Genomic DNA, 16,566 nt, shown 5'->3' with positions numbered 1-16,566 from the left:
TTATAGGAAGGAGTCCATATTTTGAATATAAGAAGACGCACAAAGAATATTATTGCTGCTCTGCTTGCCATGGTTTTATGCCTGACGGGATTTCTGCCGTCATCCGGTATGCAGACAGTCAGAGCAGAAGAAAAAGAAGCAAAGATCTGGTTTAAAGACAGCGAAGACAACGCAGACAGTGGTAAAGCCACGTTTGTATCGGACAAGGGCGGAATCGTTTATGCATCCGTAGAAAAATTTACCGTTGGACAGGGCTATCTGATCGAGCCGACGGAAGTTTCCTTTGAAGCCGGAGAGACTTATGCAGATATCATCGAAAAACTTCTGAAAGCAAACGGCTATACTTACGATGCACAGAACACCGGAATGGGATTCTATCTGGCAGAGATCGACCATGCAGACAGCGGTGTACTGAATATTCCGCAGTGTATTTCAAATATGTCAGAAGATGCACCGACCAATGACAAACACAAGTCGAATCCGTATAAAGATACGCAGGGGCTTGGTGAGTTTTCATACTCCAATTATTCTGGATGGTATTATTTCGTAAACAACGAAAATCCGGGCCTTGGAATGGGCGGGGTAAAAGCCAGTGACGGAGATGTGGTGCGTTATCAGTTCACACTCTACGGACTCGGTGCAGATCTGGGAGATAAGCCAAATGATCAGACAGGCGGTATCAAAGCACTGGAACTGCCGAACAAAGATTCCGTCACCAAAAATCTGGCACTTATGAGACAGATCCTGGCAAAAGATGACAAGGCTGATCCGGAAGGTATATACAAAAACGTTCTGAAAATCGTAACCAATATGGACAGCACAAAAGAACAGTTTGCTCAGGCAGAGCAGAGAGTGTCCGCCTGGCTTGCAGAGTATCCGCAGAAAAAAGCAGAGCGTGACAGGGCAGAAAAGGAAAAAGCAGAGCGTGAGAAAGCCGCAAAGGAGGCAGCACTTCAGAAAAAATATACACCGGCCAAAACGACACTGAGATCCATCAAAAATGCCGGAAAAAACAAAGTACGACTCACCTGGAAAAAAGTATCCAAGGCTACCGGTTACGAAATCTACCGTAGCACAAAGAAAAAAGGCACTTACAAAAAAATAAAAACCATCAGCAAAAACAAAACCGTATCTTTCGTGACCAAACTGCCGAAAAAGAAAGGAACCTGTTACTTCAAAGTCCGTACGTATCGCAAAGCCGAAGGCAAAGTTTATTACGGCAAAGATTCCGCTGTGAAAAGCAAAAAAGTAAAATAGAGAAAATATATCAATATCCAGACGTCCATCCGGAGAGCAGATCTCCGGGTGGACGTTTTTTGTGCTTCTGATACCTGTATAAGAAGAATATGTCATGCGATGCATGACGTGCACCTTGCAGCAAGAATGTCAGATGGATTCTTGGACAGATGTAAATAAAAAAATGAATATAAACAGTGCATAACAGTTGACAACAGTACTAAACTGTTATATACTGTTTGCAACAAAAGCAAAGAAATGGAGGAATCTATGAAACTGATCATCAACAATTCTTCCATGCAGCCAATCTATGAGCAGATCTGCACACAGATCAAGAATAAAATCTTAAGCGGTGAACTGAAACAGGAGGAGATGCTTCCCTCTGTGAGAACCTTCGCGAAAGAACTGAGGGTCAGTGCGTTGACGGTAAAAAAGGCCTACGATGCTCTGGAACAGGAGGGCTTCATCGTTACAGTGCATGGAAAAGGAAGCTTTGTATCCGGAGTCAATCAAGAGCTTCGCATGGAAGAAAAAAGAAAAGAAGTAGAAACGGATCTGGAACAGGCGATCCGCAAAGCAAGGAGCTGCGGCATGACAGAAGCAGAGATACGGGAGCTGTTTGAGCTGATCCTGGAAGATTAGGAGGAGAAGAGGATGGAAGAGATTTTGCTGGATTTAAAAAATGTCAGAAAACAATATGCAAATTTTTCACTGGAATGTTCGATGCAGGTAAAGCGTGGAAGTATCACCGGGCTGATCGGTGCAAACGGAGCCGGAAAGACGACCATTTTCAAAGCATCACTGGGACTGATCCATACAGACGGCGGTGAGATCCGGATGATGGGAAAGACACCGCAGCAGCTGACAAACGAAGAATGGGAAAAGATCGGAGTGGTACTTTCCGATGCGACCTTTCCGAATATTCTGACAGCGGAAGATGCAGGTGCGATCCTGAAAAAGATGTATCATCGGTTTGATAAAGCAGATTTCGAAGAGAAATGCAGAACATTCGCTATCCCGATGAATAAAAAGATGAAAGAAATGTCAACCGGAATGAAGGCAAAACTGAAAATTCTGATGGCAATGTCTCATCAGGCAGAAATCCTGATACTAGATGAGCCGACCTCCGGTCTGGATGTGATGGCAAGAGAGGGGATTCTGGATGCTCTGCGTGCCTATATGGAGCAGGAAGAGCGGGCAATTCTGATCAGTTCGCATATTTCCGGGGATCTGGAAAATCTCTGCGATGATCTTTATCTGATCGATCAGGGAAAAATCCGTCTGCACGAAGATACCGATGTTCTGCTGGATCAATACGGTATTTTAAAAGTGACTGAATCCGAATTTGCGGCACTGGATAAACAATATATTCTGGCATACTGCAAAGAAGATTTTGGATATCGCTGTCTCACCGATCAGAAACAATATTACATGGAAAATATGCCGCAGATCGTGATTGAAAAGGGAACGATCGATGAAGTGATGAAAACCATGTTAAAAGGCAGCAGCCGGAAAGGAGTATCGTTATGAGAGGATTGTTCGAAAAAGATATCAGAATAATAAAAAATCAGAAAAAAATGATGCTGATCTTTGCTGGAATGGGAGTTTTACTGCTTCTGTCAGGTGTGGAGATTTCCTTTATCCTGCCTTATATGGCATCCGTGATGACGAGCGTTGCAATCAGCACGATCAGTTATGACAGCATGGACAATGGAAACAGCTTTCTTTTTACCCTTCCGGTCAGAAGAAAAGACTATGCAACAGAAAAATATTTCTTTGTATGCGGATTCGGAGCAGTTTCCGCACTGATCGTAGCTATCGCCTGTGGGATTCTTCTGCTGGTTAGAAAAAGCGAAATGACAGCAGGTGCCTTTGGCGTAGAGACAATGACATGTCTGCTGATTGTGCTTCTCCTTGCAGATCTGCTGGTTCCATTACAGATCAAATTCGGGGCAGAAAAATCAAAGATCGTGATTCTGGCAACGGTTGGTATTCTGGTTCTGGGCTTTGAAATTATGAAAAATCTGGATCAGTACATGCAGGGAATCAGCAGCTGGGGCAGAAATTTATGGCAGATCATCAGCAGTTATAAAATTTTGTTTGGCATTGCCGGAATCCTTTTGGTCGCATTGCTTACCTTCATATCCTGGACGATCTCCTGCCGTGTGCTGGAAAAGCAGGAAATGTAAAAAATATCAGGTCCAAAGGTCAAGAAAAAGAGAAATAGTACTTGACCGGAGGACCTGTTTTTGCTAAAGTTATATTACGATATAGTAATAGGAGCTGCCTGAATCCCACCGGCTCCTGAACTATAAGAATATAATATAACAGGAGGTAAAAACAATGGGTTGGTATGGATTATCCGATTCTGAACATGAAATCATGAAGTACATCTGGAAACATGAAGAGGTAACATTAAGAGAGGTGGTAGCCTGGCTGGAGAACAGAGGCTATACGTGGAAGCAGCAGACTGTCTATACGCTTCTGAACCGCCTGATAGATAAAGGTGCGATCACAGCGATCAAGAAAGGAAATTATCGCTTATATTATCCGGCGATCACAGAAGATGAGCTGATCGGACAGTGGACGGAAAATCTGGTAGAGAATGAATACCAGGGATCCCTGAAGAACTTTCTGCTGGCATTCACCAGAAAAAAATCACTGACCAGAACAGAGGCAGATGAGCTCCGCAAAATTCTAGACGAAAAAGAAGAATAAAGCGAAAATAAGGGAGCAAAGGAGAAGAAATATGTGGGATTTGCCGATGTATATGGGACTGGTCGGAAGCGTAGCATATGTTGCGTATAAATTGCTATATCGGATGACAGGAAAAGAAAAACTGAGTGCATCCGGCCGCTGGATTCTGCTGAGAGTTGTGATGGTATTTTATCTGCTTCCGTTTCCACTGCTGTCAGAGCCGTTAAAGAAGATGGTAAGAAATCTGTCTGACAGGGATATCCTCTTTCGGAAAGTGAATGAAGGGGTGTATTGGGAAGATGTTTCAAAAACGTTCTATATAGGAAAAAGCGGGTATATGACATTTGGAACAATGGAGATCTGGAAACGAAATATTCTGATAACAGGAGTTGTTGTTTTTCTGATCTATATGCTGCATTTTCTGAAAACTTATCAGGAATGTCGCAGACTGGCACAACGGATTCCGGGGCAGAAGCCAAAGAATGATCTGGATGATGCCAGCAGCCGGATTGCCAGGAAGTATCATGTAACCATAAAATATGTCCCAGAAAAATGTGGTTCTTTTACGCAGGGGATCAGGCGTCCGACCGTTGTGATCGCACAGTCTGAAGATGAAAAAGCAACACAGTATCAGACCAGGCATGAAATGACACACATCAGGTATCACCATACCTTCTGGTCACATCTTGCCTTTCTGGTAAATGCAGTCCATTTCTGGAACCCACTGGCTTACCTTTTTTATCAGGAAGTGCGTCAGTGCATTGAATTGCATTGCGATGAGCAAGTATGTCAGTCACTGACAAGAGAAGAATGTATCGAATATGGAAAACGGATACTGGATGCAGCAGTGCAGGATTCCAATACCGGTGTGCTGAATTTCAGAGGAAAGATCCGTTATCATAATATGGAGGAGAGAATCAAAATGATCAAAAGAAAACCGAAAACGAAAAAAGGAATCTTGCTGGCAACGTTGCTGCTGATGTCCGCAGCTACCGCAATCCCGGTACTGGCATATGAAAGCCCGAAAATTGTTTATAATGAAGAGCTTGAGGCTGGAGAGATACCAACGGATATTGTTTTTGTTATTGATGGAGCTGAAGAACCTGATTGGGCTACAGATGGGATCCCGAAAGAAGAGATTCCCTTTATCACGACAGATGCCTATTTTATGGATGAAGCTGGAAATGTTACTTATCTTTCAGAAGAAGATGTAAGCGTGCAGGCGATATGTAGTCATTCCTTTAAAAGTGCAACAATTAGTGAACATAGAGTAATTACAACAGGTGGCTGTACAGTGACAACCTATAGATGTCAGTTATGTACAAAATGCAAGTACACAAAAAATAAAGTGAAACAGCAAAAAATAAGTTATGAGGTGTGTAAACACAAATAGTGAATAGTAATAAAATCCAATTGGACAAAAGTAATAAAAATAGAAATGCCTGATGGGATTTTTTGTAAATATTATCAGAAATAAGTAGGAACGTTGCTCCTTATCGAAAGAAATATTTTGTTATTTTGCATATTACCATTGACAAAAATTAAAATAAATAGTATACTACGAATAAGTAATAAAAAACAAAAGAGAGGAGTTGGTGGATAAGAGAAAATAAAGAGAGATAAGATAATGGGGAAGCAAAGACCGGAGCATGAAAACAGATTTTATACTTCAACAAAAAAATTAGAAGTGGATTTATACCGTGAAGTATGAAAAAATGTAGTGTATTACGAAAGGGGAAAGCTATATGAATAAATGGAAGAAGGTAGTAGGAAATGTTATGGTAGCAAGTATGATATTGACGAATACTTCAGCAATATCAGTCGCAGCAAAAGAAACAGAAGCGGAAAAACAGTATGTTATTCTTGCAGAAAATGATGCATATGAAATAATGGGATCAGAACTGCCGGAAGATGCAGAAAAAGAGACACTGGAAAGTGACACAAGTCTGGTTGTTGCTACATTAACAGAAAAAGAAGCAAGACAGATTGAGAAAAAAGAGAATGTGATTATTGAAGAAGATGTTCTGCTGAAAGCAAGTGAAGAAGATGATAAAGAATATTCTGCAGAAGAGAAAAGAAAACGCAGACAGGAAATCAAAGAAAAGAAGAAAAAGAGCTTAGAGGAAGCAGAAGAAACAGAAGATTCTGAGAAAGAGAAAACGGAATGGAATCTTCAGGCGATCCGTGCAGAAAATCTGGATGTAAGTGAAGATGCGAACGGAAAAATCAAAGTGGCAGTATTAGACTCCGGTATTGACTATGTAACAGGAATCGACATTGCCGGAAGCGTAAATTTGGTAGAAGAGGACGAGGATATTCTTCCGATCTTCCAGGATATGACAGGACATGGAACAGGAATTGCAAGTATTATTGCTGCAAATGGAGAAAACGACATTAAGGGTATTAATCCTGATGTGGAATTATATTCCGTTAAAATTTTGGATAAAGAGAATTCAGCTACACTCAGCCGGGTGATCAGAGGAATTTACTGGTGTATAGAAAATAATATCAATATTATAAATATGAGTTTCGGAACAAATGTGTATTCCGCAGCTTTAGAACAGGCTGTCAAAGATGCCTATGATGCAGGAATCTTAATGATCGGTGCAGCCGGAAATGAAGGAGAAAGCGTTGAATATCCGGCGGCGTTTGAGGAAGTAATGGCAGTTGCAGCGACAGATGAAGAAGCCAATATCAGCGATTTCAGCAACAGAGGAGATGAGCTTGAAATTGCAGCACCGGGAGAGAAAGTAAAAGTGTCAGGTTTCTTTGACGGAACTTCTGTAACACACGGAACAAGTATTGCCGTACCTCATGTTGTCGGAGTGGCTTCTCTGGTATGGGAAAAAGATTTAAATAAAAGCAGTGAATTTGTAAGACAGCTTATCGAGCAGAGTGCAAAACAGATCGACAACATTAATGAATGTGGTTTGCTGGATGCTGAAAATACATTGAAAAATTATGAAGAGTTTGAGAAGATTTTTGACGAAGAGCAGGGAAAAGCTTCCAGACGACTGGAAGAAAATCAGCAGGCACCGGAGCGTTTTGAAGAGATCAGTGAAGATCAGGCATACGTAGAAGGCAGATGGCATGGAACAGACCATCAGGCAGCCGTTGATAAAGGAGCAGTTGGTTTTACTACAGAAGCGATCACTAATATTAAAAAGGGAATCGTCTATCCAGATGGAAAGGCATCAGGATGGCAGAGTGGACAGGATAATTCACGATGGCATGGAAAATGGGAAGACTTTAATGATAACTATGAAATTAATTATGTGGCGGCATGTGATATGGTGACCTATACAGCTACAAATGATGGAGCAGTTGATACGGATTTTACATATGAGGATTATCCAGGATTATCTAAGAAGGTGTATAATGATCTGAAAAAGGATATTAACGGATTGCAGAGCAAATACAGTACGCTGCTTACAACAGATACACCGGAAAACAGGAAATATTTTCTTTATGGATGTGGTCTGCATATTATAACAGATGCTTTTGCACATTCGACTACGAAAAAAGACGGAACTATTATTGGACACAGCTATAATAACGGAACATATCCAGACAAGACCAGCTATCATCACAGACGCTATCAGACAGCAGTAAAAGTGGTAGAATATGCATTAAAAAGTTTACAAGATGATATATATTGTGACGGTGAAGAAGTGGTTAAAGCTTTGAAGCAGATATACACAGACGAAGCAACCTATAAAATGATAAAGATCAAAAAGTATGTGAACGATAATGGATATTCGAATGCGATCTTAAGCAAAGTGAATATTGATACGCCTAAAATACCATAAAACATATTTTGTGCAAATAAAACAACAAAAAAACGTAAACAAAATGTAAATTATCATAAATACACAAAAATGCAGCAAAAAAGCATTGACAATTCTTCCAAAGAAAGATATATTACAGTTACGAAGTACGAAAAATAAATATCAAGGAGGAAAAAGGATGGGAATGAAAAAATTGAAAAAAGCGGCGATGATAGCGGCAGCCAGTATGTTTGTAATGATGATGCCGATGATCCAGACACATGCCGCACCGACGGATGTGATCGAAAACAATGAGAGCGGTATTCCGGATAAGACACTTTATCAGAATATTCTGAAAGTACTTGGCAAGCAAAGTACCGATACTTTTACAGAGCAGGAAGCATCCAGTGTGGAAGAACTGGAAATTGTAGATTATAAAAAAATACCTATGGAAAGTCTGAAAGGAATCGGTTATCTGACAAATCTGGAAACTCTGAAAATCCAGGATCAGTGGCAGCTTTCCAGTCTGGAAGGTCTGGATGGAAGACTGAAAAAACTTGATGCACTGAATGTATCGTATAGTGGTATTACAAGCATAAAAGAAGTAGCAAACCTGCCATCGCTGGTCTATCTTACTTTTGAGGGAGATAAGATCCGCAGTCTGGATGGAATTCAGGGACTGAAAAATCTTCGTTCTCTGAATGTTTACGGTAATCGACTGACCAGCCTTCAGGGGATTGAAAGTGCAGTAAATCTGGAAGATATTTTTCTATATGACAATCAGCTGACCAGCCTGAAAGGAATTGAAAATCTCACTAAGCTTAAAAAACTGGAAGTCGGAAAAAATCGACTCAAGAACCTGAAAGGGATTGAAAAACTGACAAATTTGGAAGAGCTTGGTGTTTCAGAAAACAGACTGACAGATATAAAAGAAATCAAAAATCTGAAAAAGTTGGAACGGATATATGCATTTTGCAATAAAATCAAGACTTTACCGAACCTGAAACAGTTCAGCAAACTGAAGTATGTATTTTGCGATTTTTCAGATAATCTTCTTTCCGAAAAAGAACTGGCAGCCAAACTTCCGAAAAGATTTCTGACAGGCGGTAAAAACAAAAAGGCATGGCTGTCAGATCAGAAAGAGTTCCAGAAATTAAAACGCACGATCAAGCTGGTAAATCCGAAAAAGAAAAACGAGATTTCTGTAAAAACAAAAGAGATATCCGGCTATGCATTCCCGGAAGCTTATGTTGAACTGAAAAATCTGAAAACAGGAAAGACAACCAAATGCGTGAAGGCAGATAAGAACGGATACTTCAAACTGAAAAAACTGAACCTGAAAAAATGGGGCGGAGCAAAAGTTCAGGTAAACCTCTACAAATACAGTAAAGAGCAGAAGAGAAACGTTCAGGTAGTCTGCAATACCGTTCTGAAGGTGAAAAAGAAATAAAAAATGTAATATTATAAAAAGAAGGGAAGTGTAGCAAATGAGAAACAATGTAAGAAAAAAGATGAGACTGATATGTCTGCTGTTTGCTATGGTCTTGCTGGCAGGGGTTCCGGCAGCAGCAAAGGACAGAAAAAATCAAAAAGCGGCGGCAGAAAATGTTGTAAAAAAAGAAATGGTATGCAAAACGAACGGAACCATTTACCAGTGGAAAAATGATTCCTGGCGAATCAAAAAGAAAACGATTCGTACCAAAAAAGAATTTAAAAAGTTCCAGACGGTGCTGAAGAAAAAGCAGGAAAAAGGCCTCAGAAAAATGTTAAAAAAACAGTATGCCGGAACGAATTTCAGGAAAAAGAGCATCGTGCTTGTTCCGCAGCTGCTTTCACCATATATGAATTATAAGTATAAGGCCATGGTAACAAAGTTCGATGCAAAAGGAAAACTGGTCGGTGAAATCCAGATCGAGAGAAGCGGAAACATGGATAAACCAGGCGTGTCCTATCCGGCAATCGTGAAAACATATGTGATGGTTGTACGAGTTCCGAAAGCACAGGAAGCAATGATTGATTATTATCAGATTGCGTTTCAGGATTAAAGCAGAATCACTGCACATTCTACACTTCGTTCCGGTCGGCACAAAACCATTGTCCACTGGACAATGTGTGCCCTCGCGGAGCGTTTATCTCAGTCGGAGATTGTACTCCCACTGAGAAAGACTTGTTATTACTCACCACTTGCAGAAGTGGGAGTCTTCTCGACTGAGATAAACAGTTTACTAAAAAACAATAAAAAATTGAATAAAATCTATAGAATGAAAACAAAATCTATAGAATGTATTATGGAAAGGATCAGAAAAAACTGATAGTCTGTAAGAGAAATGAAAACCCGAAAACTGGTGCGTTCAGCACCGGGATCTATAAACAAAGAAAGGATGGGGAAAGGGAATGAAAGAACACAGACAGCTCAGAAAATTCTGGTCCTTTTTACTGGCGTTTGCCATGGTGTTTACCACAGCAGTCGGAAACATCGGACCAGTCGTTATGGCAGCAGATGATGATACGTTTGTAGAAGTCACTGTTCCAAACGGAGATTTTGAGTCCGGGGAAACGGCATGGACGTTTACCGGTGACATTCAAAATCTGGATTATTACTGGAAATTATTTCAAAGTGCTGCGATGACAAACAACCAAACCACCATGTATGAGGTGTGCAGCAAGAAGAACACAAGTGTAACGAAAACTTACAAATGTTCGCAGACAGTAAAAGGACTGGTGCCGGGTACTTACAAGGCATCCATCGATGCAACCGGCGGAAATGATCCGGGAACACATACCACCACACTGACAGCAGGCGGAAAATCGGTTGCAGTCACACCAAATAAATGGAACGAATGGGTGACTTACACAACCGATATGTTTGAAGTAGGTGAGGATGGAACCTGTGAGATCAGCATTGACAGTACCGTAACCGGTCAGTACCTCGATATGGACAATGTAAAACTTTACCGCAAATCTGAAGCAGGACCAAAGACGGTAGATAAAGTTGCAGATATCACAAAGAAAGTGATCGTTGGAAGTACCTTTACCGCACCGACACAGGCAACCGTTCTGTATACAGACGGAACAAATGCACTGTTTGATGTGACATGGAACAGCGATGAGCTTGCAAAGGTAGATACCAAAACAGCAGGCAGGACATTTACGGTAAACGGAACAGTTACCGTAGAAGGAACCGCATACGATGCAGTGATGAATGTAGAGGTTCTGGATGCATCCGGTCTGGTTCAGGAAGTTCCGGAAGGTTCTCTTGGATCCGTTGATTTTGATGCAAACTGGCAGTTCTATCTGGCTACGAGAACACCGAAAGTCGCTGATGGCGGTTTCGCAGCGGCAGGTGTCAAAGATGCCGGAGATTACACAACAGACGAGATTGTTGATCCGAGTTTCAATGACCTCGGATGGAGAACGGTAGATGTTCCGCATGATTTCAGTATTGAAGGTGAAAAAGTAAAGAGTTCTTCCGATGCACAGGCTTATCTGGAAGGCGGACTTGGCTATTACCGTAAGAGATTTACTGTGCCGGCATCCATGTCCGGAAACAAGACAATTTCTCTTGACTTTGAAGGCGTATATCAGAACAGCGTTGTTTACTTAAACGGTGAGAAGATCGGCAGCTATCCGAGCGGTTATACCGGATTTGCACTGGATATCACGAAAAAAGTAAAATACGGCGAAGAGAACGTACTGGTTGTGAAAGTACAGAACATGTCACCGTCCGGCCGCTGGTACACAGGCAGTGGTATCATCCGCCCGGTACATCTGCTGATCGACAATCAGGCACATTTCAACCGCAACGGCATCACACTGACAACCCCGACTCTGGAGGACGATTATACAGCATCCAAGACAGGTGCACTGAATATAGAAGCAACCGGTTATTCTGATTCTACAAACTCCAACGTTTATATGGAAGTAACCGTGCTGGATGCAGATGGCAAAGAAGTAGCAAAGAAGAGTACAGAGAAAACAGCGATCAACCCAAGTACTGCATTTACCCTGTCTTTGAAAGACAGAGATGCTGTTGAGGTTTCCAATGTAAATCTCTGGTATCCGTGGAACCTGGGTACACCGTATCTGTATAAGGTAAAAGTAGATCTTTATCAGGAGATCAACGGTTCTTCTGATGGATATCAGCTGATCGATACGGAAGAAACCGAATACGGATTCCGCTGGGTAAAAGTCAAAGAGACGACCAATGATCCGACAAGCGGTGGCTTATATGTAAACGGACAGTATACAAAAGTTCAGGGTGTTGACCTGCATCACGATTCCGGTGCATTGGGAGCAGCAAGCTACAGCGATGCCTATGACCGTGAATTTGACAAACTGATGGCAATGGGTGTCAATGCATACCGTACTTCCCACTGCTCGCCATCCAAACAGGCAATCGAAGTCTGCAGAAGAAAAGGTATCCTTGTGGTAGAGGAAGCTTTTGACGGATGGGGAAAAGCAAAAGCAACGTATGATTTTGGTAATTTCTTCTTCCAGGAAGTACCGTCTGACTGGGCAGGACTGAAACCGAACGGTTATACACAGCTTCCGACACCGGGCGTAAACTACGATGGTGCAAAACTGACCTGGAGTGACTGGGTCGTACAGGAAATGGTAAACCGCGATAAGAATGAACCTTCTGTGATCGCATGGTCGATCGGTAATGAAGTCCGCGGCGTGGGAAGTCAGCCATCCTGGTATGATGTTTCCAAATACGATCTGCTTGGCGTAAATCCAAAAGGCATGAATGAATATACCGAGGCAGTCCGTCTGATGGGCAATGTCAATGCAGCAGACGGCACACGTTACGTGCTGATGGGCGGTGACCAGGAGCGTAGTGTTCCGGCAGCAAACAAGGTATGGGGTTATGTAAACCAGGTACTGGACGGATACGGACTGAACTACAATACAGCAAAATCCGTAGACGGACTGATCAGCAGATACGCTATCGGTGATGGCACACTGCTTGAAAAAGCAACAAAGACCTTCTTCTTCGAGTCCGAGTCTTCTTCTCAGACTTCATCAAGAGGTGTTTACCTGGATCCGCAGTTTACGAACACCGGTATCAATCAGACTCCGGGCAAACGAGGCGGTTCCAACTATGACAACGACTTTGCATCCTGGACGATGTCCAATGAATATGGTCTGAAAAAAGACCGTGACCGCAAGAGCTTTATCGGACAGTTTATCTGGACCGGATTTGATTACCTCGGCGAGCCGACACCGTACAGTGTTTACCCGGTAGGTGTATCTTCCTTCGGTACGATCGACACCGCAGGTTTTGCAAAAGATTCCTTCTATTTATATCAGAGCCAGTGGACAAGCACTCCGATGGTACATCTGCTTCCGACCAACTGGGATCAGTGGCATGACGGCGAAGAAGTAGAAGTATGGGTAAATACCAACCAGCCAAGTGCAGAGCTGTTCTTAAACGGCGAGTCTCTCGGCAAGAAGAGTTTCGATGAAAAAGAAACAGCTTACGGCAAGAAATATTATGAAACATCAGAAAAAACACAGGACGATAAGACCTGGGGTGACAGCACCAACCCTGGCGGTTACACCAGCAACGGAGCAGTTCTTGATGACGGCGAGTTAAATTCCGGAAAACTGCACCTGACCTGGAAAGTTCCGTATCAGGCAGGTACACTGGAAGTAAAAGCCTATGACAAAAACGGCAAAATGGTGGCAACAGACAGTGTAAGCACATCTTCCACACCGTATACCATTTCGGCAGTGGCAGATAAGACCGTTCTCAAAGCAGACGGAACCAGCCTTTCTTATGTAGAATGTACCGTAGTCGATGAAAATGGAAATATGGTACCGGATGCAGATAACCTGGTGAAATTTGCAGTCAGCGGAAAAGCTTCCATCGTCGGCGTGGACAACGGAAAACAGGAAAGTGCAGAACTCTATAAATACGATAACGTAGATAAGAGCAGCTATTCTGAAAGAATGGCTTACAACGGAAAAGTACTCGTGATTCTGAAATCAGAAAAAGAAGCAGGCGATGCTCTGCTGACCATTTCTTCTGACAATTTAAAGACAACACAGGTCGCACTGAAAGTAACAGCAGACGGAACCGGAGATGCACCGAAGGCAGCAGAAGTGACCGGAACCGAAAAATCGGTTGATGCAGTGAATGTAACGGTACCGACCGGTATGAGTGTGACACTTCCGTCTGTAGTAAAAGTAAACTATACAGGCAGTGCAGGAGATTACAGCCTGCTCAAAAAAGTAACCTGGTCTGAAGTAAAAGACGGAAAAGCAGAAGGAACGATCGAGGGCAGCAAGCTTACCGCACAGGCAGCGATCACCGAAAGTGATGATGCGGCAACCGATGTGGAACTGGCAGCGGGCAAAGCAAGTGCAACGGCATCCTTCACAGGATCTGATAAGAATTATCCGCAGAATATGCTGGATGGAAATGACAGCACAAGCTGGACCAATGCTTACAGCAGAGGTGCATCGGTACTGCTTCCTGCAAACAGTGCATCCAGAAAGAATGAATATGTAGAATTTGACTGGGAAGAAGCCCAGGTTCTCAACCAGATCACCCTGAACTTCAAAGAGAGCCGCTACTGTGCAATCCCGAAAGTGCTGGAAGCACAGTACTGGAACGGTGCAGACTGGGCACCGGTATCCGCACAGAGTACCGTGAAAGAATCCGGAGCACCGGCAGTGATGCAGTTCAAACCGGTTTACACAACAAAAGTCCGTGTGTACATGGAAAATGCAACACCTTATACAACATCCGGCAACATGGAGATCACAGAAGCATCTGTGAAATTAAGTACCGAAAAGCTTGGTGCACGCCTGGTACTCGAAGGCGAAGATGCTGTGGTACAGGGCAAGAACCTGACAATGAACGCAAAACTTGCAAACCTTTCCTCAGACAACCTGTTAGGTGAAGTAAGCTTTGGCGTTTCCTATGATGCAGATGTCTTTGAAGCACCGACGGTTGCATTGAATGATGGCATCGAAGGTACGCTGACAAGCACAGAAGCAGACGGAAAGATTCTTTACACACTGAAAAACGAAGCCGGAATCCCGGCATCTACAAGTGATTTTGCAACGATCACCATGAAGGCAAAAGCAGATGCACAGCCTGGCAGCTACAGCGTAGGACTGGAAAATGTGACAGCAAAAGATACCACGGGAGCATCCGCAGATCTGACAAGCACAGCGATCACCGTTAAAGTAAATGAGCGTCCGATCACCGGAGAAGTGACTTACCTTTCTGACATTGACTGGAAATATGCACAGTCCGGATGGGAAAGTGTCATGAAAAATCAGTACTGTAACGGAGCATCTTCCGGAGCGATCTCTTTGAGTGTCGATGGCGAACAGACCTACTTTAGCAAAGGTCTTGGTGCAAATGCAGATGCAACAGTTGAGTATGATGTATCTTCTTACAAAGCACAGTTAGAAGAAAACGAAAAACTTTATTTCCAGGCATATGTCGGCATTGACTATTTCAAGACAGCAAAGAAACAGAACGGTGATGGTGTTTATTTCGTGATCTATGATGGTGAAGTAGATGCGGATGGAAATATCCAGGGAACAGAGATTTATCGCTCTGCGAAATTAGACAGCTATAGCGATGCAGAACATATCAGCATTGATATTTCCGGCATCCAGAAAAATCTGGTTCTGTTCATGGATAAAGTTGAAAATAATGCACATGATAATGGCGACTGGGCAGATGCAAAACTGATTCATGTACCAGATCCGAATGCGGCAGACAAGAGTGAACTGAAACAGACACTTGACATTGCAAAAGCATTAAAAGAAGCAGATTATACCGTAGAATCTTACAAAGCACTGCAGGAAGCACTTGCGAATGCAGAGGCTGTATATGCAGACAAGAAAGTAACGCAGGAAGCGGTCAATGCACAGGTAGCAGCACTGCAGGCAGCCGTACAGGGACTGAAAGTTCCGGATGCAGCAGATTATCAGGAAGTTTTAAAGAAACTTCAGAATAAAGAAAACGAGCTGACACAGAAGGATGAAGAGCTGAAGACAGCAAATGCAAAAGTGACAGAACTGCAGAGCGAATTGAAAACGGCACAGGATGATCTGAAAAAACTTCAGGACAGCGTGGATGCCAAAGAATCTGAAATCGCAGCCAAAGAAGCTGAGATCACAAAACTGAACGGTGAACTGGCTTCCGCAAAAGAAGAAGTAAGTACGCTGAAGAAGGAAAAAGCAGATCTTGAGAAATCTGTAAATGATTACAGAGCACGTATCCTGGAGCTGGAAGCTGCTGCCAAGAAGCAGAAAGAAGAAAGCGATGCAGCTTACAAGAAACTGCAGGAAGAAAAAGAAGCAGCAGAAGCAGCACTGAAACAGGCTCAGGCTGAGATCGAGAGACTCAAAGCACAGCAGAATCAGGAAGAGCCAAAACCGGAAAAAACACTGAAAGTCGGAGATACCGTTACATCCGGAAATGTGAAATACCGTGTGATCAATGCACAGAAGAAACTGGCAGAAGCATACGGCGTAGAGTCCAGGAAGGTACGTACCCTGAAAGTAGCAGCAGCCGTGACAATAAGCGGTGAAAAAGTAAGCGTAACATCAATCGCAGCAAATGCATTCAAGGGTATGAAGAAACTGGAAAAAGTGACGATTGGAACAAACGTTTCCAAGATTGGCAAGAATGCATTCTCAGGCGACAGCAAACTGAAGAGCATCCAGATCAAGAGCAAGAAACTGACTTCCGTAGGCAAGGGAGCACTGAAAAACATCTCTGCAAAAGCAGTCATCAAAGTGCCGAAGAGCAAAAAGAAAGCATACAGATCCCTGCTGAAGGGCAAAGGCCAGAAAAAGAGCGTAAAGATCAAATAGTGTGACAACAAAAACTTCATCT

10 protein-coding genes are annotated in these 16,566 nt (G+C 42.7%); all 10 read left to right on the top strand.

Annotated elements, in window-relative coordinates; all coding sequences use genetic code 11:
- The first annotated feature begins 21 nt into the window (after window positions 1-21).
- The 10 genes from LKD42_RS02795 to LKD42_RS02750 all read left to right on the top strand — a co-directional run bounded on the left by LKD42_RS02795 (window position 22) and on the right by LKD42_RS02750 (window position 16,544).
- Complete coding sequence (locus LKD42_RS02795) at window positions 22-1,257, top strand: DUF4430 domain-containing protein (protein WP_248834756.1); 1,236 nt, start codon at window positions 22-24, stop codon at window positions 1,255-1,257.
- 249 nt (window positions 1,258-1,506) lie between these two features.
- The gene (locus LKD42_RS02790; RefSeq protein WP_022119119.1) at window positions 1,507-1,878 is read left to right on the top strand and encodes a GntR family transcriptional regulator; all 372 of its coding nucleotides are present in this window, start codon (window positions 1,507-1,509) and stop codon (window positions 1,876-1,878) included.
- Between the two features lie 24 nt (window positions 1,879-1,902).
- Entirely contained in the window at window positions 1,903-2,766 is an 864-nt protein-coding gene (locus LKD42_RS02785; protein ID WP_248834781.1) for an ABC transporter ATP-binding protein, read from the top strand.
- Window positions 2,763-3,425: an ABC-2 transporter permease gene (locus tag LKD42_RS02780; RefSeq protein WP_215660472.1), complete on the top strand. Its 663-nt coding sequence runs from the start codon at window positions 2,763-2,765 to the stop codon at window positions 3,423-3,425. The genes LKD42_RS02785 and LKD42_RS02780 overlap by 4 nt, the downstream gene beginning before the upstream one ends.
- 154 nt (window positions 3,426-3,579) lie before the next feature.
- Window positions 3,580-3,954 carry a BlaI/MecI/CopY family transcriptional regulator gene (locus tag LKD42_RS02775; RefSeq protein WP_173866824.1) on the top strand — a complete coding sequence of 125 codons (375 nt, stop codon included), beginning with the start codon at window positions 3,580-3,582 and terminating at the stop codon, window positions 3,952-3,954.
- Between the two features lie 31 nt (window positions 3,955-3,985).
- Entirely contained in the window at window positions 3,986-5,326 is a 1,341-nt protein-coding gene (locus LKD42_RS02770; protein WP_248834755.1) for a M56 family metallopeptidase, read from the top strand.
- Window positions 5,327-5,678: 352 nt separating this feature from the next.
- Complete coding sequence (locus LKD42_RS02765; RefSeq protein WP_147631774.1) at window positions 5,679-7,742, top strand: S8 family serine peptidase; 2,064 nt, start codon at window positions 5,679-5,681, stop codon at window positions 7,740-7,742.
- Window positions 7,743-7,899: 157 nt separating this feature from the next.
- Window positions 7,900-9,150, top strand: coding sequence for a leucine-rich repeat domain-containing protein (locus LKD42_RS02760; RefSeq protein ID WP_147631775.1), 1,251 nt, complete (start codon window positions 7,900-7,902; stop codon window positions 9,148-9,150).
- A 61-nt stretch (window positions 9,151-9,211) separates the two neighbouring features.
- Window positions 9,212-9,745 (top strand): hypothetical protein, encoded by a 534-nt coding sequence (locus LKD42_RS02755; RefSeq protein WP_248834754.1) that lies wholly within the window; start codon window positions 9,212-9,214, stop codon window positions 9,743-9,745.
- A gap of 349 nt (window positions 9,746-10,094) precedes the next feature.
- Window positions 10,095-16,544: an NPCBM/NEW2 domain-containing protein gene (locus LKD42_RS02750; RefSeq protein ID WP_248834753.1), complete on the top strand. Its 6,450-nt coding sequence runs from the start codon at window positions 10,095-10,097 to the stop codon at window positions 16,542-16,544.
- Window positions 16,545-16,566: the final 22 nt, after the last annotated feature.

The sequence above is a fragment of the Hominisplanchenecus faecis genome (genome assembly GCF_020687205.1).
In the GTDB taxonomy this organism is placed as follows: domain Bacteria; phylum Bacillota; class Clostridia; order Lachnospirales; family Lachnospiraceae; genus Hominisplanchenecus; species Hominisplanchenecus faecis.
The sequence above is the reverse complement of the archived record's forward strand: the minus strand, read 5'-3'. Positions and strand labels throughout refer to the sequence as shown.

Excerpts from the sequence above, each read along its gene's own strand:
- LKD42_RS02790 (WP_022119119.1), top strand. The coding sequence starts at position 1,507 with ATGAAACTGATCATCAACAATTCTTCCATGCAGCCAATCTATGAGCAG.
- LKD42_RS02780 (WP_215660472.1), top strand. The coding sequence starts at position 2,763 with ATGAGAGGATTGTTCGAAAAAGATATCAGAATAATAAAAAATCAGAAA.
- LKD42_RS02775 (WP_173866824.1), top strand. The coding sequence starts at position 3,580 with ATGGGTTGGTATGGATTATCCGATTCTGAACATGAAATCATGAAGTAC.
- LKD42_RS02770 (WP_248834755.1), top strand. The coding sequence starts at position 3,986 with ATGTGGGATTTGCCGATGTATATGGGACTGGTCGGAAGCGTAGCATAT.
- LKD42_RS02765 (WP_147631774.1), top strand. The coding sequence starts at position 5,679 with ATGAATAAATGGAAGAAGGTAGTAGGAAATGTTATGGTAGCAAGTATG.
- LKD42_RS02760 (WP_147631775.1), top strand. The coding sequence starts at position 7,900 with ATGGGAATGAAAAAATTGAAAAAAGCGGCGATGATAGCGGCAGCCAGT.
- LKD42_RS02755 (WP_248834754.1), top strand. The coding sequence starts at position 9,212 with ATGAGACTGATATGTCTGCTGTTTGCTATGGTCTTGCTGGCAGGGGTT.
- LKD42_RS02750 (WP_248834753.1), top strand. The coding sequence starts at position 10,095 with ATGAAAGAACACAGACAGCTCAGAAAATTCTGGTCCTTTTTACTGGCG.